This is a genomic window from Halalkalibaculum roseum (assembly GCF_011059145.1).
In the GTDB taxonomy this organism is placed as follows: Bacteria; Bacteroidota; Rhodothermia; order Balneolales; family Balneolaceae; genus Halalkalibaculum; species Halalkalibaculum roseum.
This window is the reverse complement of sequence record NZ_JAALLT010000002.1, coordinates 138,002-163,013: the sequence shown is the minus strand read 5'-3', so window position 1 is coordinate 163,013 and position 25,012 is coordinate 138,002. Positions and strand designations below refer to the sequence as shown.

19 protein-coding genes and 1 pseudogene are annotated in these 25,012 nt (G+C 40.1%); all 20 read right to left on the bottom strand.

What is annotated here, in order from left to right; all coding sequences use genetic code 11:
• Window positions 1-29 precede the first annotated feature (29 nt).
• The gene (locus G3570_RS04845) at window positions 30-1,025 is read right to left on the bottom strand and encodes an NAD-dependent epimerase/dehydratase family protein (RefSeq protein WP_165139869.1); all 996 of its coding nucleotides are present in this window, start codon (window positions 1,023-1,025) and stop codon (window positions 30-32) included.
• A 62-nt stretch (window positions 1,026-1,087) separates the two neighbouring features.
• Window positions 1,088-1,801, bottom strand: a complete 714-nt coding sequence (locus G3570_RS04840; protein WP_165139867.1) for a WecB/TagA/CpsF family glycosyltransferase — start codon at window positions 1,799-1,801, stop codon at window positions 1,088-1,090.
• A gap of 9 nt (window positions 1,802-1,810) precedes the next feature.
• Window positions 1,811-2,971 carry a glycosyltransferase family 4 protein gene (locus G3570_RS04835; protein WP_165139865.1) on the bottom strand — a complete coding sequence of 387 codons (1,161 nt, stop codon included), beginning with the start codon at window positions 2,969-2,971 and terminating at the stop codon, window positions 1,811-1,813.
• Window positions 2,972-2,973: 2 nt separating this feature from the next.
• Window positions 2,974-4,302, bottom strand: coding sequence for a phenylacetate--CoA ligase family protein (locus G3570_RS04830; RefSeq protein WP_165139863.1), 1,329 nt, complete (start codon window positions 4,300-4,302; stop codon window positions 2,974-2,976).
• A gap of 3 nt (window positions 4,303-4,305) precedes the next feature.
• Window positions 4,306-5,469 carry a glycosyltransferase family 4 protein gene (locus tag G3570_RS04825; RefSeq protein WP_165139861.1) on the bottom strand — a complete coding sequence of 388 codons (1,164 nt, stop codon included), beginning with the start codon at window positions 5,467-5,469 and terminating at the stop codon, window positions 4,306-4,308.
• The gene (locus G3570_RS04820; RefSeq protein ID WP_165139859.1) at window positions 5,444-6,664 is read right to left on the bottom strand and encodes an O-antigen ligase family protein; all 1,221 of its coding nucleotides are present in this window, start codon (window positions 6,662-6,664) and stop codon (window positions 5,444-5,446) included. Before G3570_RS04820 ends, G3570_RS04825 begins: the two co-directional genes overlap by 26 nt.
• Window positions 6,665-6,668: 4 nt before the next feature.
• Window positions 6,669-7,733, bottom strand: coding sequence for a glycosyltransferase family 2 protein (locus G3570_RS04815; protein WP_165139857.1), 1,065 nt, complete (start codon window positions 7,731-7,733; stop codon window positions 6,669-6,671).
• Between the two features lie 79 nt (window positions 7,734-7,812).
• Window positions 7,813-8,619, bottom strand: coding sequence for a glycosyltransferase family 2 protein (locus G3570_RS04810; RefSeq protein WP_165139855.1), 807 nt, complete (start codon window positions 8,617-8,619; stop codon window positions 7,813-7,815).
• A gap of 318 nt (window positions 8,620-8,937) precedes the next feature.
• Window positions 8,938-10,185: a glycosyltransferase family 4 protein gene (locus tag G3570_RS04805; RefSeq protein WP_165139853.1), complete on the bottom strand. Its 1,248-nt coding sequence runs from the start codon at window positions 10,183-10,185 to the stop codon at window positions 8,938-8,940.
• On the bottom strand, window positions 10,175-10,975 hold the full coding sequence (locus G3570_RS04800) for a sulfotransferase domain-containing protein (RefSeq protein ID WP_165139851.1): 801 nt from the start codon (window positions 10,973-10,975) through the stop codon (window positions 10,175-10,177). Before G3570_RS04800 ends, G3570_RS04805 begins: the two co-directional genes overlap by 11 nt.
• A gap of 128 nt (window positions 10,976-11,103) precedes the next feature.
• A complete protein-coding gene (locus G3570_RS04795) occupies window positions 11,104-11,808 on the bottom strand; it encodes a class I SAM-dependent methyltransferase (protein WP_165139849.1) in 705 nt (234 codons plus the stop codon).
• 10 nt (window positions 11,809-11,818) lie between these two features.
• A complete protein-coding gene (locus tag G3570_RS04790) occupies window positions 11,819-13,351 on the bottom strand; it encodes an oligosaccharide flippase family protein (protein WP_165139847.1) in 1,533 nt (510 codons plus the stop codon).
• Window positions 13,352-13,450: 99 nt separating this feature from the next.
• Window positions 13,451-14,257: pseudogene (locus tag G3570_RS16360) on the bottom strand (GDP-mannose 4,6-dehydratase).
• A gap of 265 nt (window positions 14,258-14,522) precedes the next feature.
• Entirely contained in the window at window positions 14,523-15,062 is a 540-nt protein-coding gene (locus G3570_RS04775; RefSeq protein WP_165139841.1) for a hypothetical protein, read from the bottom strand.
• Window positions 15,063-15,126: 64 nt separating this feature from the next.
• Window positions 15,127-17,538 carry a GumC family protein gene (locus tag G3570_RS04770; RefSeq protein WP_165139839.1) on the bottom strand — a complete coding sequence of 804 codons (2,412 nt, stop codon included), beginning with the start codon at window positions 17,536-17,538 and terminating at the stop codon, window positions 15,127-15,129.
• Window positions 17,539-17,708: 170 nt separating this feature from the next.
• On the bottom strand, window positions 17,709-18,866 hold the full coding sequence (gene gmd, locus G3570_RS04765) for a GDP-mannose 4,6-dehydratase (RefSeq protein WP_165139837.1): 1,158 nt from the start codon (window positions 18,864-18,866) through the stop codon (window positions 17,709-17,711).
• Between the two features lie 66 nt (window positions 18,867-18,932).
• Complete coding sequence (locus G3570_RS04760; RefSeq protein WP_165139835.1) at window positions 18,933-19,892, bottom strand: GDP-L-fucose synthase family protein; 960 nt, start codon at window positions 19,890-19,892, stop codon at window positions 18,933-18,935.
• 64 nt (window positions 19,893-19,956) lie between these two features.
• On the bottom strand, window positions 19,957-22,404 hold the full coding sequence (locus G3570_RS04755; RefSeq protein WP_165139833.1) for a polysaccharide biosynthesis/export family protein: 2,448 nt from the start codon (window positions 22,402-22,404) through the stop codon (window positions 19,957-19,959).
• Between the two features lie 199 nt (window positions 22,405-22,603).
• Window positions 22,604-23,365 carry a sugar transferase gene (locus tag G3570_RS04750; protein ID WP_165139831.1) on the bottom strand — a complete coding sequence of 254 codons (762 nt, stop codon included), beginning with the start codon at window positions 23,363-23,365 and terminating at the stop codon, window positions 22,604-22,606.
• A gap of 237 nt (window positions 23,366-23,602) precedes the next feature.
• Complete coding sequence (locus G3570_RS04745) at window positions 23,603-24,928, bottom strand: nucleotide sugar dehydrogenase (protein WP_165139829.1); 1,326 nt, start codon at window positions 24,926-24,928, stop codon at window positions 23,603-23,605.
• Window positions 24,929-25,012: the final 84 nt, after the last annotated feature.

The window sequence follows — 25,012 nt, the reverse complement described above, 5'->3', positions numbered from 1 at the left end:
TTGCAGTGTGTTAGTCTTGAGGTACATACCTAGTTGTATTTTTCCACCCTTTGTTGCCATTCTTTATATAGCTGTTCCCAATCTACCGACCGGTACCAGTCGATGGTTTCGGCCAGTCCTTCTTCGGAGCTGACAGGTTGTTCCACACCGGCTTCTCTCAGCTTTTCTGAAGTAAAATGGGTATCCGTGCAAAATTTTTCGATGCGTTCTTTTGAAATCACCCAATCCTTACCCGTCACTGCTTTTAAAAGGTCGAAGGGCAATGCAAAGCCTTTGGCCACCGGCAATGGTAAGGTAAAAGGGACTTTCTTTCCCAGTTTGTTGGCAATCAGCGAGGTCAACGTGTCAGTAGCTAAATGCGGCTCGTCGGTGGCGTTATACAGGGAAACCCCGGGACCCGCTTTCTCAAGTGCCTGCAGGGTATAACTTACGAGGTTTTTGACATAGACGATAGACTTTACCGTTTTGCCGGTGCCAATGTTAACAAAGAACCCGGAATCGATCTGCCGGATCAGGTTAAACACATTCCCGAAGTTATAAGGACCGTAAACCACCGTTGGACGAATAATGATAGCACGTCTATCCGGATCCTCCCCCGCCCACTCTTTGATCAAGGTTTCGGCCTCCAATTTTGAAGCCCCATAGGGCATGTTGGGTTCCGGTTCGTCATGAACGGAGGTCGGCTTGGAAACTGCCCCGTACACGGCAACGGAAGAGAAGAATACCATGGTTTTAATACCTGCCTCCCGGGCTGCCTGTAATAGTGAGCGCGTGCCCTTCACATTGGTTGGAAAATAATTTTCCTGAAAATCAAAGTGGGTCGCGGCGAGATGCAGCAGAATGTCATCTTCCTCAAGATGCTTTGTCAACTTTTCAGTATCCCGGATATCCCCCTGTATGAATTTGGAATCGTACTCAAAGAACGGTTCCTGAATATCATAGTTAATAACGTTCCCGGATGAAATCTCCCGGTGAAAATGAGATCCGATAAAGCCGGACCCGCCGGTGATGAAAAATCTGTCCATTAAAAATAACTATTCTGCTAAAATTGAGGCTTTTGCTAAATAAGAACTTGAATGGTAATAACTTAGATATTGAAACCAAATTTTGACTTAAGCACATCAAGTACAAATTCCGGATTAGATCTGAGATTTCTTTTTCCCAGCCGCCTAGGACTTTTTAAACTGCGATGCAACCATTCCAAACCCAAGTTTTGCATCCATTCCGGTGATCGTTGCACCGTGCCAGCAAAGAAATCAAATACCGCACCTATGGAGCAAATAACGGATGCATTTAAATCCTCTTTATGTTGATGTGCCCACTTCTCCTGTTTGGGAGCGGTCATACCTACAAATAATATATCAGGGCTAAAAGCTTTTACCTTTTCTATCATTTTATCATTATCATTTTCAGAAAATACCTGTTTAAAAGGGGGACTGAAACTGCCAACCTTCACTGCTGGGTACTCTACTGAGATTCGCTCTTCTATTTTCTGCAATGTTTCTTCGGTAGATCCTAGATAATATACTTTTAAACTGTGTTCTTGAGCCTGACTCAATAAATAAGCATGCATATCCGCGCCGGTAATACGCTCTATTTTTTCTCCTTTTAATAACCTTGCAGCCCAAACTATTCCCGCACCATCCGGTATGAGCCTATCGGAATCTTTTAGAGCCTTTTCAAAATTTTTGTCCTTCTTGGCCACACAATAGGAATGGGGATTTATTGTATTGATAATTTTTTTCCCTTCAAATGGATAATCGGGGTAAGATAAATGAATAGGATAATCAAAAAGTATCAAGCTAAATAATTATATTACTGATGTATAAGTTTTTATGAGTTCTTTATAGATTGAATTAACCGAATAAATACTTACTGACTTTTTATAACCATTCTTACCATACTTTTGACATAATGATGGATTTTCATAAAGATATTTAATTGCCTTTTTTAATTCATTTTGATTACCGGGTTCTACAAGTAAACCATTCTCTTTATGGTCAATTATTGAAGCCATCGCCCCTAAATTAGTAGTAATTACCGGTTTCCCAAATTTCATTGCTCTTGTAATAACATTTGGAAAACCTTCATACCACTTGCTGGGTACTACAACGATTCGTGCCTCTCGATACAGATTGTTTAGATCTTGTTTATTTAAAAATCCTACCCAGGTAACGTTCTTGGGAAGATTTGCCTCAATATAACTGAGACTCTCGTCAATACTTCCTGCAATTTCAAATCGGATATCTGGCAAATTGCGAGCTGCTTCTAAAAAATCTAATACTCCCTTTTCAGGGCTAACTCTGCCCACAAATATCACCTTTTCTCCCAATGCAACTTTCTGATCTGGAATATCTGGAGGCAAGCCCGGAATAATAGCCATTTTATCTTCTGGAATCCCATTTTTAATAAATTTTTCTTTTTGAAATTTAGTCTGAACGATATATTTATCTGCTTGTTCTGATATTCCCCAAATAGTACGAGCAGTGTAATTACGAACTGCATATCCAATACTTTTAGGAATATTGTTTTCACAATTTTTTTTGATGCAGTTTAATTCACGTCCAGAGGTAAGACATTGTTCACAAATATTTCCATTCCCATCCAGATGTAAACCCGTTGGACAAAATAAACGGTAGTTTGGGCACCGCATAATAATTGGTATACCTTTACTTTTTACAGCTAGTAACACTGCAGGTGATATAAGTGGATATAAATTTTGAATCTGAACAACATCAGGTTGGAACTCATCTATTTTTTGTTTTACCCCTCGAATTGCATTAGGATTCCAAATACCTGTAAAAAAAGCTTTTAATTTTCCAATAGTTGAATTCGCTATTTCTGCAGAACTACGGCGGTACCATTCAACAGTATGTCCATTATCCTCAAGCAATTTGGCCAAGCCTTCAGCAGCATGTTCTTCCCCACTGTTATTACTGGCATAATTATTATGAATAAATAATACTTTCAAAATTATTCTTTAATTATAAATTGAATTTTCCCACCTTTCTTGGGTATTCGCTCCACACACTCAAACCGCAATTTTACTTGATTGTTAATTCTTTTTTCTAATTTATCGCGAACATTTGATACTACATTATTATTTTCATGATAACTTCCACTTAAAACAACTTTAATAGTTATATTATCACTCTTATGTTGTATAACTTGAAATTGTTTGACAGTTTCAGTGTAGTTATCAAAAATTGTTGTTAAATATTCACCTGAAAGTACAGTCCCATTAGGTAGTTCTATATTATCAGAAATGCGCCCTTTCACCTTATCCATCAAAGGTAATGACAATCCACAACTACATTTTTTAGTTAGTAATCTACCCTTGTCACCATTCTCATATCTAATTAGTGGAAAACTATATTCATTCAAATTTGTGATAACTATTTTACCATATTCCCCATCAGGAACAGGTTTATTATTATCATCTAAGATTTCGACTTTAACCGAATCAACAAAAATATGCAAACCTTCTTTATGTGGACATTCTGCAGCAATAAAATATATTTCGCTGCAACCATATTGATCACAAATAGGAGCTTTAAATGCTTTACTGATTTTATTCTCTTGTATGCTAGTTATTGGAGATGCCGTAGACCATATAACCTCAGGTGGTGATAAATTTATATTATTTTGTAAAATATAATCAGCAATTGCATCTAATGCTCCAACATATCCATGTATTAGTTTTGGTTTCACATGATCATATTCATCGATGAATTTTTGAATATTATTTTTTGAAATATTAGTTGCATCCATGTACAAGATCTTTTGAGGCCATCTTATTAACTTCAAAGCAATTCTTTTTACCCCGCTCATAGGAACGCCACGATAAAGAGTTGCCATGTTGTCTATCGGAGAAAGCCCCCACCAAGACAACATCTGCCATTTGGGAATTTCGCGAACAACCTCAGGATCCATACCTATTTTCAATGGTTTACCTGTACTACCTCCAGTTGTGGATATTTTAAGTTCCTCTTTATCAATATTTTCTGAAATAAACTGTTCGAAATTATTTGCTAACTCTTCCCTTGTTAAAACTGGAATTTTATTAAACTCCTCTTTTATAGTGATTTTTTTATAGTCAAGGTTATGTCTGTCTAATACTTTTCTATACCAGGGTACATTTTTATATGCTATAGAGACCAGTTTTTTGATTTTTGTCCGTACAACACCCTGCAGCTTATCTCTAGACAAGGTCTGATTTTTTATTGCTTCTCGAAAACCTCTCAAGGCTCTGGGTTTAGCTAAAGAGTAACGTAAAAGGTATTGCCAGGTCTTGAACTCCATATTCTATTTTTCTACTACCTTTTCACATGCTTCATATATACTTTCAGCTACTTTCTCAGGCGTATAATTTTTTATAATCTCAGAAGAATTTATTCCCATCTCCTCCCACTTATCCCTGTTTTGCCAAGCCACCTCAAGCGTATGAACAAATTCATCCGTTTCTAGCGGATCAAAAACCCACCCATTTTGTGGTTTAACCAACTCAGGCCAACAGCCATTATATTTTGAACATAACACCGGCAAACTACAGCTCATTGCCTCCGGAACCACTAACGACCAATTATCTTCAAGGGTTGAAATTATAAATATATCAGCTGCTGCGTAAAATTTGGCGACTTCTGAATAATTAACTCTACCCAATATCCTTACGTTTCCTATATTATTTTCTGTAATGTAATTTTGTGCTTCCATTTTCTGCTCCCCATCCCCCAAAAGTATAAGAGTTGGACCTGGATTCTCAACTGAAAATTCTCTCCAAGCTTTAAGCATTTCCAAGATGCCCTTTCGAGGAATTAATTGCCCAACGTATAAAAATAGCTCTCCTTCAATGTCGTATTTTGTTTTAATCTTTTCTTTTTGATCGTTGTCCAACTGATCAACAGTATTCTGTAACCCAGTTGTATCAGCGGCCATATTGCCCATAAATAACTTCTCTTCAGGAAACCCAAAATCAGTCAAATATTCTTTTGTTTTTATACCGTTACAACAAATAGCATCAATGAATCTTGAAGCTATTTTCCTCATAAATATTCGAAATTTTGAAGCATTACGTTCCGTATGCGGAGTACGCTCATAACACATGACATGAGGCGTAGACCAAATTGCATTATTAATCAGCGCCGCATAAGTCCACTGATAAAATCCATCTGATAGTAGAATATCAGGTTTAGTTGCTCTAACTTTTGTTGTCAATCCAGGTCTAATTGGTATTCGAAAACCGGAATTTGCAAAGGATTGATTGTTCTTTTTCTGTCCACCCAGTCGCATCTCTCCACCAAGACCCACAGCTCGATCACCTAACACCTTTTTAATTTTCTTTTGACATCGTACCGGGACTATATCGTCATAGTAAATTACTGTAAGTTGATCCCCACACAATCGATTTATCTCTTGATAAACAGGTATACGATAATCTAAAAAACTACGGGTGACCCATGTTATTCTCATAAGATGAAGCTTTTTTAAAGTGTAGATAAATTAAACTAATCATTGAAAAAATAGTAACTGCTGGTATCCAAGTTCCATATACTCGTGTACCCAAACCAGGATTTCCCATTGTATGGATAATAATTAGAATTGTAGTACACAGAAAAGGACCACGATATTTTGATGGTATTTTATTTGATTTCGCAACTTTTATCATACCAACCAAAAATATCATAAAAAAGAAAACACCAATTATTCCTGTACCAAGAAATGCGGAAAGTAGCCCATTGTGAGCCCCAATAACACCCGGCCTTGTCCTCCTTATTATATATTCTTCACCTGCTACAAAACCAAAGCCATGTAACGGATTATTAAGACCTTCCATGACAGCTATTGTAAAAATTTGATCTCTTCCTGTAGTATATTCTAATCCAACCCCCTCCTTACCATAAAATATTGTATTTTTAAGGATTATTTCAGGTTGATAAAATAATAGTGCACCCACAGTGGCTAGTAAAATTGTACCAAAGAAGACTTTAACTTTTCTACTACCTCTTCCAAGACCAAATATTCCTGCTGCCATTCCAGCATAAGCAGTATTTGAAAGACTAAAAATAGATATTGGTAGTATAAAACTCTTTACAAAATAACCAGTCGGTAAAAGTAACGCTAAAAAGAAATATGGAGTGGAATTCATCTGTTCACTTAAAAGAGTATCAATTGATAAAACCCCAATTCCCAACAACTGAACTTGCTGTAAGATACTTGCCAAAATGGTCAATATCGCAAACTTCATAACCCAGTCGATAAGACCCTCTACCCCAATTTTTTCATATACTTTAACCAATACAGCTGATATCAATAATAAATAGGCCATATTTTCAAAGGCCCGATAACCCGTAAGGGAAAATATTACACTCCAAAGCACAGTAATTGTTGCCCAAAGCAAATAAAAAACAAACCACCTAAACGGTGTCTTTAATAATAGCTTACGGTGATTACTATTTTTCAAGAAAATATACCCTCCAACTATAAAAGCAAGTGTGGTCACAACAATTTGAATAGCTGCAGATGCATCTACAGTTGCAACTTCGCTAAAACTTCTTTGTCGAGCTATCAATGCGTATATTATCGGCCTTGCCAGTAATATATAACCCGGCACACCAGCAACTGTAAAAAATTTGAGTATGCTAATTTTATTAAAAGAGTTTTTCAACAAATTATGCTTTAAAATCTAAAATACACTTCAAATGCTTAATCGCAGGATTAGTATAAGCTTTAAGAATTTCTCGAAGTCTTAACCCTACACAAACAAAAGGCCACCCCAGTGGCCCTAGTTTTAGTCCCAGCCGTATTGCTTTACCCCACCCATTTGAATGAATATAATCCTTATTGTTTTTGGAAAATCGATAGGCATCCCTAAAGGAAAATGAGTAGGCTTTAGCAAAAGCAATAGTGGTAGCAATATTTTTTAAAAACTCATCGAATGCTCTAATTGAAAGAGAATCTGATAAGGCAGGCTCAATTCTTCGGCTCCATTTCTGTAACTTTAGTTCCTTAAAAAAAGAAAATCGTTTATTAAATTTTTCAAGTCTTTCACTCGGGGTAAGTATCTGTTGATCAGTTACAAAAAGATTCGCCGGGACAAAACCCCATCGGCTAAATGTTGCTAAATATCCCCAAAATTCTAAATCTTCTGTGAGCCTCAAGTCTTCTCGCTGACCTCCCGTTTTTTGGGCTACTTGGGTTCGCATTAAAACTGTTCCAGTTCTAACACAGTTATATTTTGCCCAAAATTCATAAAAATTTTCACATAGAGCGCCATCTTTATAATATTTTTGATCTTCTTTTGTTAACTGTGGCTGAAATTTGGTTTCTCCATTATAGTCTATACTCACATAACCACTATTTGCCGCAACTGCTTCAGGGTGAGATCTCAGAAAATTCTTCATCACTCTTGCAAAATCTTCTTTCCAGCAATCATCCGAATCAAGAAAAGCAACAAAGTCAGTATCTGTTTCAAACAGGCCAACTGTACGACCAACAGCCGGACCTCTGTTTTCTTTCAATTCTATATACTTGACTCTGTCCCCATACTCTTTTACTACCTTTGCCGTATCATCAGTTGAAGCATCATTGACCACTATAATATCACACTCCTCACCCTTTTGATTGATTACACTATCTATGGAACGCGAGATAAACCTTTCGGCATTATAAGCTGTAATTACGGCCGTTATTTTGTTTTTTTTAGAAGGGGTAGTTAGCACGTTTTGGTTAGACAAGATCCAAACTGAAAGTATTTAGAATTATTAATAATGAACAATTTAATTATTTTGCAACACTCATCGAACATCATAGTTACTAAGGTGAGATTGAGATTTTTAAGTCTTTCAATCTTTTTTGAGCAATCCAGTATAATTTTCTTATTTTTTTATATAATAGTTTGAGAAGGTATCCAAAAGTCAATTTTTCTAACCTGTTCAATTTTTCATAATCAGGAATAAACAGAGAAAAATTATTTTCAAGCATCTCTGCTCTCTCTTTTTTAACTAGATCAGGATTCGTAGTGCTAATTCCTGTGGCATCTACATTAGCAACTTCAACATCCAATACTTTATAAGACATATTATGTTTTGCTAGGGCAAGCGTAATAAATTCCCAATCGGAAGTTATCTGTTTATTTTCATTGTACCCCCCGAGCTGCTCAAATACAGTTTTTTTTGTAAAAGTCGCCTGATGATATATAGTACCGTTATAGAGCAATTCAAAGGATATATTTTGAGGTGTATTGGTTTTGAGATTTTTATTCTCCATAAACATTTCAATCTCTCCTATAATAAAATCAGCCTTTCTTTCAATTGAAAAAATTCTTTCTAAAATTTTAGAGTTATTAAAATAATCTCCACTGTTCATAAATATAATATACTCTCCCTTGGCTTTTTTAATGCCTTTGTTCATAGCGTTATAAATACCCTTATCAGGTTCACTAACCCAATATGAGATTCTATCACTAAACTGTTTTATTGTTTCTAAACTTCCATCTTCACTTGCACCATCAATAATAATATACTCAAAGTCGGAAAAGGTTTGATTAAGAACGCTTTCAATAGTTTTTTTTAAGCCATCAACATTATTTAGGTTTATTGTAATGATGGATAATTTAGCCATAATTCATTTTTTTAAAAGATAACTAGTTTTAAATCTCTCTCCTCTATGTCGGCGAATAACCAATTCCATTGCCCAGAAAATCTATAGTTTATAAACTACGATTAAATAAAATAAACTTAGAACTCGTCCAAGGTCTCTATATCGTAATTAGCTATTCAATAATTGGAAGACAATTCTAGTTTGAATTTGAAAATAATAATGATAAGCGTGATAAACATTTTGTTATTAACTAAATCATTCATCAAATAGATTTAGTTAATAAGATTTATGCCAATACAAATCTTGTTTTAAATGTATATTTTAACCACATGTTAATGTTCAATTTATAGACAAGCATTCTTGATAAAGCTTTAAATATTGACGAGCAACCACTTTAGAGTCGAAAGTTGATTGTATTTTATTTTTAGCATTACCACTTAAATTATATTTCTCTGTATTATCTAAAATCCACACTATGCCTTCTTTCAAATCTTCAATTTCGTAAGGCTTTGCTTTATATCCATTAACTTTATGATCTACTATATCTTTTGGCCCTGTACTATCGAAGCAAACTACAGGCGTACCACAAGCCATGGATTCAGCGATTGTTTTGCCAAAAGCATCCATAATACTTGGGGCTATAAAAACATCAGCACTGGAATACAGTAATCTCAAAGAAATTAAGTCATTCAAATAACCAAAGTTTTTATATTCAAAATCCAAGTTATTTACTAGAGAACTGATTAAATTTCCAAAAAAAACCAAAAAATATTTCTCATTTTGCAATAGATTAATAGCTTCCAAAAACTTATCAAAACCTTTATGAATTTTGTTTAAATCTGTGCCCCCAACAAGAATTAATTTTTTGTCAGTGGGAAGCCCTAAGACTTCTCTAGCTTTTATTTTGTCAATTGGATAAAAATCAGAACAATTGATATTGTTAAAAATTGTCCTAACATCAGAATACTTAAAAACTGAACTTTTTTTAGCTTGTTCACTTATCCAATTGCTTATGCCTACCAGTTTCATCGATTTAGGATAATATTTTTGTTTTCTTTTATTAATCTTATGTGACAAATCATTAAATTTCGAACTGCCTAACTGAAAGCAAGAACCGCATCCAGTTTTATAATTTTCACAACCAAGACTAATATGACAGCCACCTGTAAATGGCCACATATCTCTTAATGTCCATACTATCGGTTTTTTTATTTTAGCAATCCCTTTAATACTTATAAAACCTGCATTGATCCAATGCAGGTTAATAATATCAGCCCAATTATACCATTCATGTTTAGTAATATCATGACCAAAATAACCAATACTAAACATCTGTCCTTGGTAATTTTTATATAATTTAAGAGGTAATTTTTCTAATTTTAAATTTATATACTGTCTTAATTTTGCTTTCTTACTTGATATTATTGATTTAACATTTTCATCATTTGAACTATCACGTGAATTAATTAAGATTCTTGAATCTACATCTAACTCTAAAAGCCCTTGGTGCTGCCAATAAGCCCCTTTGGCTGCACCACCTTTTAAACTACCTGCTAATACGTGTAAAACTTTTAGTTTATCTTTCATACCCTAAAACATCAATCAAGTTACCAGTAACATTATAGAAATGTTTGAAGTGCTCTTCTTTAAAATACATTGTATGGTTACTGCTTTTAGTTCTATAGTGGGATTCACTTTTAACTTTCCTTTTTTTGAGGTCTTTTTTTCTCATTTTTTCTTTGGTGTAACTGTCAAGAATTTCTTTCAGTTCTCGTTTACTAAGATCAAAAGAACACCATTTTGAGATCTTAAAAAATGATTCTAATGGATTTGAAGTTAAATCTTCGAATTTAATGATTAACATATTCTCGTCGTCTTTGTTATTTATCCAGGTTCTCATAGCCATGAATTTCATTGATAATTCATCTATACCATAATGTAAACCAGTATCGATATCCATACTAGTCAATGCTTCTCTATACTTTGCTACTTTACCTATTAAGGCATGTGTTTTCAACGCCGAATAATACCAGGAAACAACAATATCTCGTGGATCCCTAATGATACAAATGGTTTTATAATTATTTGGCTTCTGAATTTCTTCGTAGAGATCGTAGGACATATACAACCCCGGAACAAATGTACCTTTAGGAAAAATCTGATGAAATTCATTCCATTCATACCTATGTTGTGGATACTTTTTTAATTTTGATTTTGCCCTAAATCTTTTGTCGCTCAAAATATGCTTTACCCATTGACTACCTGATTTTTGAATTGTTAAATGATACAAGTTTGTTGGGGTGTTTCTTTCTCTATAAAATATTCCTCTCACAAATAGCAATAACTTCTTTATGAAAATTATCATATCATTTTTCATAGCACAGGTTTAATTAACTGTTCAATTAAAATATTTTCTTCTGGCCTTTTTTGAATTAGATAATTTATCTCATTAAGATCCTTTTTTTAATTTATATTTTATTTTAACAGAATTCATTGCTAAGCTTTTTAGATATTAAATTTTTCCCCTTTCATGCCCACAACAAAGCTCTTATCACCGTATTTAAAATTAAATTCTATACCCAAAATGTCGCTCCATTTCTTAGTTATTTCTTGCTCCCCTTTTCTATCTAAATCATCAAGAAATATTGAATAATTTTTCCCAAAATTGTTTTTAAAATAAACACCAGCAGGATAACGCGAATATTTAATTGACTCTTTATATGCAGGAGGACCATCTACAATTAACTGGTCTATAATAATATTATCAAAATAATCATTTAGAGTAGAGGTTTTATACCATTTCATTTCATCAAATTCGTTTTCAAATTCCTCCAAAGGCGCATGTATTACCTGTACATACTTACTTAAATCCAACCTATCTAAATATGATTCTAAAGTTTGGATCCACTCCCTATCGTGATCAATTGAATATATTTTTCTTTTGGTTAAAGAATATTGCTTAAATAAGCTCGCAATATATAATGTGGAAATACCACTCCCACACTCAACAATATTTTCCCGATTGTGAATAAGAATATCATTAAGTATCAATTTAATTAAACTTGGTTTTAAAGCAGATCCACTCCACGGTATGTAAATATCAATAAGGGAATCTAAGCTAATTAAAGCGGTAACATTTCTTAATGCATTTATTTCAGACCTGCTCCTTCCCATAAAGGATTTAAAATATTTGTTTAAAGATTTTATCATAATAACGTATCTACTTAATAAAATTAATAATATTCTGAAGGTATAGTATGAATTTGGAAGACACTCTCTTTTCCACGATTTCTAATAGATCAACTAAAACAAAATTAAACCATTTCTGTGGTAAAAATAATACTGTAATTAAAACTGAAAATAACCCTACTAATAAAAATAAACCCAGCTTAATTAATGGAAACGCTGAATAGCCCATAAAGATTAAACTCATCCTCAAACCCTGTATTGAAAAGAAAAGGACAAATGCCAAAATAACACCTGGTTTCAGAGTATAAGCTATATCAAGTCTAGATAATCTTATAGATCTAATATTTAATTCCATCATGAAACACCACATTGCAAAAATTGCAAATCCTACTGCCCAAGCCGCACCTGTTAATCCGAATGCTGTTGAAGCAAACCACACAGCTACAACAACAATAATACCATATAATACTTGTGCCCAAAATATTTGAAACACTAATCCCTTAGCTCTTAAAAATGAGGCGGACGCATTATACATAGCCCTAAATATTCCAAATCCCCCCAAAATCTGTAGTGGAATAATTGCTCCTTGCCAATTTTCTCCATATAAACCATAAATTAATTCTGGAGCTACTAATACCAATAAAGTACATAAAGGCAATGCAAAAAAAGAAATTGAACTCATGGACCTCAGAAAAACTCTTTGAAGACGTTTTTCATCAGCTTGCAATTTCGCAGCAGTTGGGAAAAGCACATTTGTTAATACACTAACAAATTGTGTGGTTGGTGCTTGCATTAAATTGTAGGCTTTGGTGTAGAGCCCTAAAGCACTTTCTCCAAGCAATTTTCCAATTACAAAGTAGTCACCTTTCAAAGCAAAATAACTAAATATTCCACTAAGCGTTTCACCCGTTCCAAAATGTATTAAATCATGAAACTCTTTCTTAGCAAATAAAGGCTTTAAACTATGTCTCACATACCAGTAACTTCCTATTAAGCTTACAACTCTTCGAAAAATATTTCCAATTACTAAGCTCCAAACTCCAAATCCTAATAATGCCAAGGTAATTGACACAAAACCATACAGAATACTTTCGACTAAACTAATATAAAAAAGGTGTCTAAAATCTAGCTTCTTAATTAATAGTGCACTACTTGGAATTTGAAGACCGGAAATAACAAAAATAATCGATAACGCTTTTACAATTGGTATAACCTTATAATTATCAAAGATCAATGCTGTTACTGGAGCACTTGCAAAAACAATAATAGATAATAAAATGCCAGCAGTAATAGATGTAGTAAATACTACCCGAACATGTCGCTCTGTAATATCCTGTTTTTGAATAAGAGCAGGCCCCATACCCAACTTCACAAAGATTTGTCCAAAACCCACGATAATCATAGCTAGACCAATCAAACCAAAGTCTGAAGGAGGTAACAAACGAGCCAGAACAATTCCTAATAGAAAAGAAGTTATTATATTACTCCCCTTATCTAAGAATCCCCATAAACTGCTATTGATTACCTCTTGCTTAATGGTTTTTTTATTCTCTTTTTCGGCCACTTTTATTGCCTATATAGGTCTCTTATTACTAAATGAGAGTGATATAAATAATAACTTACAACATTAATTTTTCCTTGCTGTGTTGAGTAATCCTTAAACCTATGAACACAAAAAGGTATAATTGAGTAAGTGAAAAGCAACTAATAAAACTAGGTTAACTGATTTAAGATACCATTCTACAAAAACATCCAATCCTTTTTCCAAATCGCAATTCGGACTGTACCCTAAAAACTCTTTTGCCTTACTAATATCCGCCCAAGTCTGCTCTACGTTACCTGAAACCTCAGGTGCATGGTTTTTATTCGCCTCAAGACCCAAAGCCTCCTGTATGGTTTCCACCAGTTTCAGGAGCTGAACCGCCCGGTTTTTGCCTAGGTTGATGATTTCATAAATATTTTCATCATATTCATTAGTTGCCAATGCCCCATCAATGATATCATCAATATAGGTATAATCACGTCGGCTGCTGCAATAACCAAATAAGGTGATTTGTTCCCCCTTGTTTATCAGTCTAGGAAATTTGTAAATTGCCAAGTCTGGCCCCTGCCACGGTCAATACACAGTGAAGTAGAGGAGTGCCAAAATTCGCATATCATACAACTAGCTATAGACATGTCCCATCAGATCACCACTCACTTTAGTACTGGCATATAGGCTAATAGGCTTTAGTTCATGATCGTCTTCTGACCACGACACATTTTTATTGGTTCCGTAAACACTGCTGAACGAGGCAAAAATAAAATGTTTGATGTCACGCTCTCTGGCAAACCCCAACATATTATGGGCACCCACAATAATGGCCTGTATAAACTCACCCGATCCATCGATTGAGCAATCTACAAGCGATTTTGCCACCAGGTAAATGACAGCTGCCGGTTGATAGGTTTCAAAAATTTGCCTGATCACCTTTGTTTTTTAGATATCCGCAACCAGTTGCACATTTTCAAAGTACCCGGCATAAGTTATGCTTATCCAAATTAACTACACTGCTTTCTGTCTCTTATATTAAATAACTTATCAATGCCGATCCGATTAAGTCAGCCCCGCCGGTAATCAGAATTGTCTTACTCATTAAATTTAAAACTTTACTCTAGAATTTAGATCACTGTACAATGATTCTCTAATAAGCCCACTTGGTACCATTACCAACAACTTACAAGTGTATCTAAAGTTAACGTAATCGCTCAACGATTAAGAATCCAGTCGCAACACTTGAAATCACAGGAGCAATGACTCGAACATAATCAATAAAAGCCGGCTTTCGCTTCACCTGCAAGGTGACGATGTCGTTATTTCGCAACTCGTATTCAAAGAGTTCCACCGGTTCAGGTTCACTGTATTTGTATTTGAAATTAGCCACTTCTACCCTGCGCCGGTTTTTGTCAAAACGAGAAACCTTTACCTCCAGCCGCATCTTGGACCAGTCCAGGTTGGATTCACGGTCGCGAATGGTAGAAGGCCCAAAACTGTAGGAGATAAGCTCCGGCAAGCGGGTATCGACGGGTACCAAATAGCGCCCGGCGCTGTTCACATCCCCCCACACGTTAACCGAATCCACCAGCTGCCCCGGTTCGGCCACGCGTATAAAGCGGTCCCCAAGCCGGAACTGCTGGCTCATATTGAGCTGCCTCCCCTGTTCTACCTGGGCATACGTTGTCAATGGAGTTAATAGAAGTGCCGAAAAGATGATACTGATTACTTTTACTTTCATTCTTAAAAAATAGTTTAATTCATTGTTACCACTAAGTGCACTCAGTGACTAAGTGGTAATTTGATTAGCGTGTGCCTTTATAATCGTACTTGGCGTAGTCTTCATACATATCCCGGTGATAATAGAAGTTGTACCGGTAGTCGCGGGTCTGCTTATAGTTGAAGTCTGTAAGCACCGTACCTAGAACATGGGCATGGACCTGATCGAGGTTTTCCAGCAAGTGTTCCAGCTCCGGCTCGTTGGTCTGGTTGAAGCGGGCCACGGCGATCACCCCGTCGGTCTTGCGGATCAAGGCCGAGGCGTCAGTGATGATGCCGAAAGGCGGGGTGTCGATGATCACATAATCAAATGTTTCTTTGAGCTCATCAATCATGCCCATGAAAGCCGAACTCTGGGTGAGGGCAGCCGCATTGGGCGGCTCCTGCCCCGCGGGAAGTACATGCAGGTTATCCAGCAGGGTAGGCTTGAGCGCTTCCTGCACCGTGGCCCCTTCAAAAACCACGTCAAACACGCCCGGACTCCAGTTAAGTCCGAATTGCTTATGGATGCGGGGTCGACGCAAATCGGCATCCACCATCGCCACCTTGTAACCCGCTTCGGCCATCACAATGGCCAGGTTGGAGGCCACCGTGGTTTTGCCCTCGCCCTGCCGGGAACTGGTGACTAGTATTGTTTTTAGATCTTTATCCGGGTTGGCAAAGATGATGTTGCTCTGCAGGCGGCGGAAGGATTCCGCTTCGGCTGAGTCGGACATCAGCAGCGACACCAATGAGGTGGAGACCTCCTGCCCGTTCAAGGTGACGGTATCCTTCCCGTCGTGATGTTCCTCAACAAACTTATCAAAAGATGGGATTACCGACAGCAGCGGCAGCTCATACTCTTTCAGTTTTTCGATGCTGTCGATTTTGGTATTGAAGGCTTCGCGCACAAAGATATAGCCCACGCTTAGAATGCCCCCCAGGATAAAGCCCACGAGAACATAGAGCTTCTTGTTGGGCTGCACCGGGTCTTCGGGGATGAACCCGTCGTCTACCGGGCGGCCGAGTCCGAACTGGGTCTGCTCCCACAGCGACATCTCCGCAAACTGCTTGGAGACCGTCAGGTACAACTCTTCATTAATAGTCACGTCCCGCTTGAGTCGGGCCAGCTCGATCATGTTATCGGGAAGGTTGTCAAAAAAGGCACGCTGCTCGGCCAGCTGTTCGTCCAGTACTTCTACCTGTGATTGGTACTGCTGCTGCTCGATCTTCAATTCAATGAGTTTCCGGTTCAGTTCGGTGATGGTTTCGGCCACATTGCCATCGGCGCTGCCCAGAAAGCCCAGGTACTGGTCGCTCTGTTCCACCAGGTTCCCGGTCAGCTCTTCAATACGATCCCGGTAAAAGGTGATCTTATCATTCAATTCCGCCAGCTTACCGGTGGGGGTTTCCTGGTTCTGCAACCCCGGGTTGTTGGCCAGCAGCTGCATCTTTTCAATTTCCAGTTCGGCCAGCTGGTACTGCAGGCGGGTCATGTTCGGACCGATGGCGTCGGCGTACTGACCGGCCAGTCCCGGTTTGATGCTGTTCAGTCGTTCTTCGTACTGTTCAATGGCCGAGGTAACCGCTACCAGTTTCACCCGGGCCTCCTGCCGCCGCGATTCCATTTCGGCCATGCGTTCAATGAGTTTTTCCGTCTGGGCATCCACTTGCACCAGCTGTTCGCGGTTCATAAATTCCCGCAGGCGCTGCTCTACCGTATTCAGACGATCTTCAATGCGGGTACGCTCGTTTTCCAGGAATTCAACTGCTGCATTGGCCGCCAGCCGGTTCTGCCGGGTAGAAAGATCCGAATAGATATCCATGGATAAATTCACTGCAAAGGCCGCCTCCAATGGGGAGGGACTTTCAAAAGCAACTGTTACGAGGTCTGCCTCGCGGTCAGATCGGGAAAAGCTGAAGCTGTCACGCAACCGCTTTGCTATCACATCCTGCTCTACCATTGTTGAGTCATCAGGATATTCCGTAAACAGTACCGGGAACTGCCGGCCGTTACGCATCACCTGCAGCTGCATCATCGAATCGGCCATTTCCATCGAAAGGTTACGTGATTGCAGTATTTGCAATTCGTTGGCAATGGTGCTTCCCATACCGATACCGTAGGTGGAGGAAAGCATGCTGGCCAGCCCGTTGTCCCCGCCCATTGAAGAAAGCTTGTTGCCCGAATCCTTGATTAGCATGGACCCTTCGCTGCGGTAGATCGGGGTCACCGAGTAGGCAACTACCCCGGCAAGAACCGAGCATAATACCACCGATGCAATGATAATCCACTTGTTATTCCAGAGCGTATAGAAGAGCCGCTTCAGGTCAATTTCATCCGGGTCCTGTGCTTCCGACCTGCCGCGGTTCGGCTCACCCCGGTACCCGTTCAGCGGGTGTCCGTTACCGAAATATCCGTTGTTATAGTTCTTATTCGAATGTTTTTCGTCGGGTGACATGGGCTAACGATAAATAGTTGGTATAATGGAAACCTAATATAAAAGATTTTTATACGCTATGTAACATTAAAATAGAAAGGGCATGGAACACGGAGTACGCGGGTTATGCGGATTTGCGCAGATATATAATATAACCTGCGTAAATCCGCTGAATCTGTGTCATCCGTGTTCTATTCGTTGTTGGCTTGGATCTCTTTGAAATCTGAGGTCACCATGTCCTCTACCAAGTCATTAATGGCATACTCATGCTTCCAGCCCAGCTTCTCCTGTGCCCGGCTTGGGTCGCCGAGGAGCAATTCCACTTCCGTTGGACGGAAATACTGGGGGTCGACCTCAATGACGGTGTCTCCTGTTTTAGGAGTTTGAATTTCGCTATGAGTTGCCTGCCCAACGGAGCCTTGGCGTAGTTGGGTTGAATTGTTGAAATGTTGAGAAATAACATCCTCGTCAACGCTCTTAACAATTCCCCTTTCATTCACACCCTCGCCTTCCCATTCCAGTTCGATACCCGCGGCCCCAAAAGCCATTTCGCAGAAATCACGCACGCTGGTGGTTTCACCGGTGGCCAGCACCAGGTCTTCGGGATCATCCTGTTGCAGCATCAGCCACATCCCTTTTACGTAGTCCTTCGCATGACCCCAGTCACGCTTGGCGTTCATATTACCCAGGAAGGTTTTCTCCTGCAGGCCGGCCGCAATGCGTACCGCCGCCCGGGTGATCTTGCGTGTCACAAAAGTCTCACCCCTTCTCGGACTTTCATGGTTAAACAGGATGCCGTTTACCGCAAACATGTCGTAGGCTTCGCGATAGTTTTTGCAGATCCAGAAGGCATAGAGCTTGGCTACGCCATACGGTGATCGCGGGTAGAAGGGGGTATCTTCATTCTGTGGGGTCTCCACCACTTTCCCATAGAGCTCGGAGGTCGAGGCCTGGTAGAAGCGAGTCTTCTTTTCCAGTCCCAGGATACGAATAGCTTCCAGCATGCGTAGGGTACCCATGGCGTCCACATCGGCCGTGTACTCCGGCGACTCGAAAGAAACCTGCACGTGGCTCTGGGCGGCCAGGTTGTAGATTTCATCGGGCTGCGTCTCCTGGATAAGGCGGATCAGGTTGGTGGAATCGGTCATATCTCCATAGTGCAGGTAAAAGGGTAAACCCTTGAAGTGCGGATCGTGATACAGGTGGTCGACCCGATCCGTATTGAACTGGCTGGCCCGCCTCTTGATGCCGTGTACTTCATAGCCTTTGTCTAGCAACAGCTCGGATAAATAGGAACCGTCCTGACCGGTTACTCCCGTGATTAATGCGACTTTGTTTTTAGAACTCATAATATCTTAAAATTTCATAGTTAAAAGCTGTTACCACTAAGTGCACTCAGTAACTAAGTGGTATTATTACTTTTCGATTTCGACTTCCTTAATCTGGTCAAGATTTTCCAGGAACCACTCGTAGGTGTCCCTGATTCCCTCTTTCAACTCAATATTGTAGGTCCACCCCTCCTCCTTCATACGGCTGACGTCCATCAGCTTGCGGGGGGTGCCGTCGGGTTTGGAAGTATCCCATTCGATTTCCCCTTCATGTCCGACGATCTCCTGAATGAGCAACGCGAGGTTCTGAATGGTAATATCCTTCCCGGTGCCCACATTGTACAGGCCCTGCCCCATTTCGCGGTTCAGCACAAAAAGCACCGCCTCAGCCACATCATCTACATGCAGGAACTCGCGCATGGGCGAGCCGGTGCCCCAGAGGGTAACGGTGGCGTGTCCATTCACCTTTGCCTCGTGAAACTTGCGGATCATGGCCGGAAGCACGTGCGAAGTCTGCAGATCAAAATTGTCGCGAGGCCCGTAAAGATTGGTGGGCATCAAAGAGACGTAGTTATGGTCGTACTGCCTGCGCAGGGCTTCAATCATCTTAACCCCTGCGATCTTAGCCACAGCATACCACTGGTTAGTTGGCTCCAAGGGGCCGGTAAGCAGCGCCTCCTCCTTCATCGGCTGCTCAGAATGCTTGGGATAGATGCAGGAGCTGCCTAAGAACACACACTGCTCCACACCGAATTCGTGGGCCGAAGCGATCAAATTGTTTTGAATCTCCAGGTTTTCATACAAGAACTGCCAGGGATACTCACTGTTAGCAAGGATGCCTCCCACGCGCGCGGCCGCATCAATCACCACATCGGGCTGTTCCTCAGCAAAAAACTCCTTCACCGCCTGCTGGTTACGCAGGTCCAGTTCAGAACTGGTTTTCCCAATCAGGTTATCACATCCCTCTTTCTCCAGCTTCCGCCAGATGGCCGAACCCACCATGCCACGGTGGCCGGCTATGTAGATTTTTGTATTATTTGTTAGCATTCCTACACGTAATAATTTTAAATATTACCTATTTGTGAATTTTGTGCCTTAGTGGTAAGGTTAATTATCTCCTGATCTGGAAGATGGTATTGCTCACAATAGCCGCCATTGAAACGATCGCGGAAAGAATACCGATGCGTTCCTGGGTACTCAACCTCTCCCGTTGCTCCTTCTCTGGAACGAAGATGGTCGCCCCTGGCTGAACTTTCGGGTAGTTCCTGAAAAACAGGAAGCGATTGGCCCGGTCAACTGTGCCGTTGGCATAGACCACATAGGCGTCTTTTGGACGTCCGAGTTCAGAGGCTCCCCCTGCTGCTCTAATGTATTCCTTAAAAGAACGGCCCTTTTCATAGCGCACACTGATGGGATAAAGCACCTCTCCTGCGATGCGAACCGTCTGTAACTCTTTGGGGATCTCGAGCACATCGCCCTCCCGAAGAATCAGATTGTATTTAGAACCGGGATCATCCAGGATCTCTCCCAGTCGAATTCCTACTTTTGTGCGGTTTCTTTGCGTATTTTCTTCTTTTAGGCTGTCCGGAATATTGATAAACTCCTGGTCCACGTCTCCTTCAATTTGTCTGGTCAGGTTGGCCCCCTGAGCGTAGGCATATTGGGTCAGTCCGCCGGCCCGTTCAATGAGATCTGAAATTCGAGTCGTCTTTTGAGATAAGGTATATTTACCCGGAAACAGCACTTCCCCGTTTATGGTTACGTCTTCCTGCTCGTAATATGCCGGGGAACTGCGTACAAAAACCCTGTCAAAAGGCAGCATGATAAATCGTTTTCCATCATTGGAAAGTGACAGATCCTTGCTGACTCTGAATTGGAAAAGCTTGGCAATATCCGTCGGTACATATGCCGAGTCAGTATGATTAATACGTCGGGATACTTCGATACGATACGGAGCGGCACTTTCTTTAAACCCGTCGGCCTGCAAGATTACATCCTCGAGGGTCATGTTCTCCACATAAGGAAACTCACCCGGCTGCTGAACAGCACCCAATACATTAATATGGTAATCTTCACGAAGGTCAAAGATGGAAGATATCTGAACGATATCATTTTTCTGTAAGGGAATATCGTACTGCTCAGGATCATTCATTACATCCTGCACACTGAAGGGAATGCCTTCAATGGTATAATCTTCCTGCTCCCGGTAGATAAGCCCCCTATTCATAAAGGCATCACCTCGCAAACCTTCAGCCCGCTGAATTAATGAATACAGGCTAGTGGTATCATTCAGTTCATAAAATCCTTCGCGGAATACTGCACCCTGAATTTCCACGCGATTGGCAAAGCGTTCCAGTACTTTGCCTACGGATACCTTGCTACCGTTTTTAATAACAAAATCCTTTCGTTCCGGATATCTGATATCATCAATACGCTTTTCCGTTGGGGTATTGCTTACAATTTTAATACTTCGGGTATAGGCGTTATCCGCAAAGCCTCCCGCAAAAGTAAGGAGATCTTGAATGGTCTCCCCTTCCCGCAATTCAAATATGCCTGTGCGTTTGGTATACCCCTCTACTTCAACCCGGGAGTTGTAAGGATCGATTTTAATAATATCCTGGTCACGCAGGCGGATATTGTCTTCCTGGTTACCGTACACAAGGAAATCATAGATATCCAGCGTTGCCGCTACCGAATCCCCCCTTATTACATCGATTTCCCTAAAAGTACCGGTTGAATCCGGTCCGCCTGCTGAGTAAAGGGCATTGAAGACCGTAGCCAGGGATGGCAAGGTATAGGTGCCCGGGAAACGGGCTTCACCCAACACGGTTACTTTAATGCTTCGAATATTGCCCAATGAGATACGAGCCTGCGTGTCGGTAGGTTCATTCGGGTCGGATTGTAGTCCAGAATAGATTTTGGATAACTCGTTTTTGATCCGGTCCCGAGCTCGTTCTATACTAAGTCCATTTACGTAAATAGGACCCAGATTAGCTATAGTAATGGTACCCTCCGGAGAAACCGTCAGGCGATAGGTTTGCTCGGCTGCCCCCCAAATATCGATTACAAGTTCATCCCCGGGACCCAACTGGTAATTCTCAGGTGTTGGTATATTCAGGGATGGGGTAAAGGTAACTTTATCACTCCGGAAAAGCCTGGAACCGAAGATCCTGGTTTTTGTGCTATCACGAAGCGTATCTTGTGGTACCATATCAAGCAGCAGGGAATCGGTGGTCACGCGTCGCAATTGTGGAACTTCTCGTTGTTGCTGATCGGATGAACGCTGCATGCGAATTTCCCGCAACCGGTTTACCAACCTGCTCACTTCCGAGGGAGCCATGCCACGAGCCAGTGCAACCTGTTCAATCTGGCTTACCGTATATCCCTGAGACTGCGCCCGTTCCCACAGCCGCTCTATCTGTTGATCGGACAAATCTGATGAACGTAAATTTTCAAAATCAATATCCCCGACATTTTGTCCCGCAGCAACGGTTACGATGATGAATAACAGAGAAAATACAAATGTTAATCGAGTAAATAGCTGTTTTTTAAAACCCATCAATAATGTTATAAGATGTATAGATTGAAAGATCAAGGCTTGAAGAAAATCAGGATAAAGGTACTAATAATGATCAAAAAATACATAACCACTTAGTGCATTTAGATTCTAAGTGCCAAAACAAAAAAGGCACATCCTACCGGACATGCCTCTACATAGAAACCTCAGTAAATCAGTCACTCAATCCCTCAAAACTACCTCAGTGTGCATTCGTCTCGAGGTGCAGCATCTGTTTGATCGTAAGAAATACTATTTTTAAATCAAACCACATGTTTTGCTTCTGCACATATACCAGGTCTTTATCCAATCTGTTTCGCATATGTTCCTCATCCAATGTACCCCCCCTGTAGCCCAATACCTGTGCATATCCCGAAATTCCGGGCTTCACGGCGTAGCGATAAAAGAAATCGTCAAAAGTGGTATTCCAGTGAGCGCACTCTTCAACCGGATAAGGCCTTGGCCCAACAACGCTCATGTTCCCTTCCAGTACATTGATGATCTGGGGAAGTTCATCCAAATTCAGTTTCCTCAGTAAGCTTCCAAACCAGAAAATGCGCTTATCCCCTTTTTGGGTAACTACCGGTTTTCCGTCAATGCGACGTAGGGAAAGCTGGTGCATGGTTCGAAACTTGTAACAGGTAAATTCCTTTCCGTTTTGTCCGGTTCGTTTTTGCCTGTATATAACAGGGCCTCTGGAAGAAATTTTTATGCCCAGAGCAATGATAGGATATAATACCGCAAAAACCAGAAACCCAAATGTAGCGATGATTATATCAATGGTTCTTTTGCCGCTGTAGGTTTTTGCCGCAAGTGATTCAAATTTAGTTTGGAAAGCAGGCCTAAACTGAGTATTAGCCTCTTTTTGGTCCGTGAATTCATTTGTGATACTTTCTCGTACGGAAACGAATGTCTCTCCCGAAACAGTTTCATCCATCAACGCAGCTTCTCTGCTTGTACTCATAATATTTAAAAACTAAAAGGGCTGTAACGATCTTTATCTAATACGTAATCCCGTCACTAATTAGTCTGATGATACTTCTATATTAAAAAATAAGATAATAAACATCTATTTCATTGCAAATACTTAAGTCTATTTTAATTTAGAAAAGTATTCCCTAAAATTTCTCAAGTAAATAAATCACTTAGAAGCTCAAAACTTAGCACTCAATAAATCAGTAAATCAATCCCTCAATCATTTCTAAGCTTTCCAGACCTGCTTTTCTTTGGTAGCATAACCATTCATAGCATTGCGCGTGTCTATTATACATTCATTCCATTCGGCGAGTTCTGCATAATTGATATCATCATGGTTGGTCGCAATCACAACGGCATCAAAAGCTCTAATTGTACCTTCATCCCAAGTGACCGATTCTTTGCCGGCGTAATGGGCGTACTCCCTTGACGGTTTGATCTTGGGAACATAAGAATCGTAATAGCTCACTTCCGCCCCCTGTCTTTCAAGAAGCTCCATAAGTTTATACGTAGGCGACTCACGATCATCATCAACATTCGGTTTATAGGCAAGCCCAATGAGTAAAATATTGCTGCCGTTCATTGCTTTCTTGTGATGGTTCAGTGCTTCCATCGTCTGTCGAACCACATACCTAGGCATATCGGTATTGATCTCACCGGCTAGTTCAATAAAGCGGGTAGGTTGTTCCACTTCCCGGGCTTTCCATGTCAGGTAGAATGGATCAATAGGAATACAGTGCCCGCCAAGACCCGGTCCGGGGGTGAATTTCATAAAGCCAAATGGCTTGGTTCCCGCTGCATCCAATACTTCATGCACATCAATGCCCATAGCCTGGTAGATGACCTTCAATTCATTCACCATGGCAATATTAACCGAGCGAAATATATTCTCCGTCAGCTTTACCGCTTCAGCGGTTTTTGTATCCGAAACAGGTACCGTCTGTACAATAGCTGTATCATATAACGCACATGCTAATTTTAAGGCATCTTCCCCGTGCCCGCCGACTACTTTAGGTATCTTGGCCGTATTGAAATCGGCATTACCCGGGTCTTCCCTTTCAGGGCTATAAGCTACATAAAAATCTTTACCTGCTGTCAACCCTGACTCTCCCTCCAGGATTGGAATGATAAGCTCCTCCGTAGTTCCGGGATAGGTGGTAGATTCCAGGATGACCAATTGTCCCTTGCGAAGGTTTTGCCCAACCGTCAAACAGGTTTTCTCTACATACTGCATATCCGGTTCCCGGTGCTCGTTGAGGGGCGTTGGCACACAAAGCAATAGCGCATCTGCTTCGGATAGGCGGGAAAAATCAGTAGTGGCATCTACACGGTCACTTTTAGCCAATGCCTGCATCATGTTATCACCCAGATGTTTAATATAGGGGCGCCCTTCCAGGATACAATTTACTTTATTGTCATCAATATCATATCCCAGTACCGGCATATTTTTTTGAAAGAATGTCCACATGAGAGGAAGGCCTACATATCCTAAACCAACAATACCGACAATATATTCTTTGTTATTGATTTTTTTTAGCAGCTCTTGAAGCATACTTTCCTCAAAACTCTTTTAAGTTATTAGTTCGCGGACAGAAGTTAAGAAATAGATTAGAAATAGCAGTCTCTATTAAAACAT

Excerpts from the sequence above, each read along its gene's own strand:
- G3570_RS04845 (WP_165139869.1), bottom strand. The coding sequence starts at position 1,025 with ATGGACAGATTTTTCATCACCGGCGGGTCCGGCTTTATCGGATCTCAT.
- G3570_RS04810 (WP_165139855.1), bottom strand. The coding sequence starts at position 8,619 with ATGGCTAAATTATCCATCATTACAATAAACCTAAATAATGTTGATGGC.
- G3570_RS04760 (WP_165139835.1), bottom strand. The coding sequence starts at position 19,892 with ATGCTAACAAATAATACAAAAATCTACATAGCCGGCCACCGTGGCATG.
- G3570_RS04745 (WP_165139829.1), bottom strand. The coding sequence starts at position 24,928 with ATGCTTCAAGAGCTGCTAAAAAAAATCAATAACAAAGAATATATTGTC.
- G3570_RS04750 (WP_165139831.1), bottom strand. The coding sequence starts at position 23,365 with ATGAGTACAAGCAGAGAAGCTGCGTTGATGGATGAAACTGTTTCGGGA.
- G3570_RS04805 (WP_165139853.1), bottom strand. The coding sequence starts at position 10,185 with ATGAAAGATAAACTAAAAGTTTTACACGTATTAGCAGGTAGTTTAAAA.
- G3570_RS04775 (WP_165139841.1), bottom strand. The coding sequence starts at position 15,062 with ATGAAAGTAAAAGTAATCAGTATCATCTTTTCGGCACTTCTATTAACT.
- G3570_RS04795 (WP_165139849.1), bottom strand. The coding sequence starts at position 11,808 with ATGATAAAATCTTTAAACAAATATTTTAAATCCTTTATGGGAAGGAGC.
- G3570_RS04825 (WP_165139861.1), bottom strand. The coding sequence starts at position 5,469 with ATGAGAATAACATGGGTCACCCGTAGTTTTTTAGATTATCGTATACCT.
- gmd (WP_165139837.1), bottom strand. The coding sequence starts at position 18,866 with ATGAGTTCTAAAAACAAAGTCGCATTAATCACGGGAGTAACCGGTCAG.
- G3570_RS04830 (WP_165139863.1), bottom strand. The coding sequence starts at position 4,302 with ATGGAGTTCAAGACCTGGCAATACCTTTTACGTTACTCTTTAGCTAAA.
- G3570_RS04755 (WP_165139833.1), bottom strand. The coding sequence starts at position 22,404 with ATGGGTTTTAAAAAACAGCTATTTACTCGATTAACATTTGTATTTTCT.
- G3570_RS04800 (WP_165139851.1), bottom strand. The coding sequence starts at position 10,975 with ATGAAAAATGATATGATAATTTTCATAAAGAAGTTATTGCTATTTGTG.
- G3570_RS04770 (WP_165139839.1), bottom strand. The coding sequence starts at position 17,538 with ATGTCACCCGACGAAAAACATTCGAATAAGAACTATAACAACGGATAT.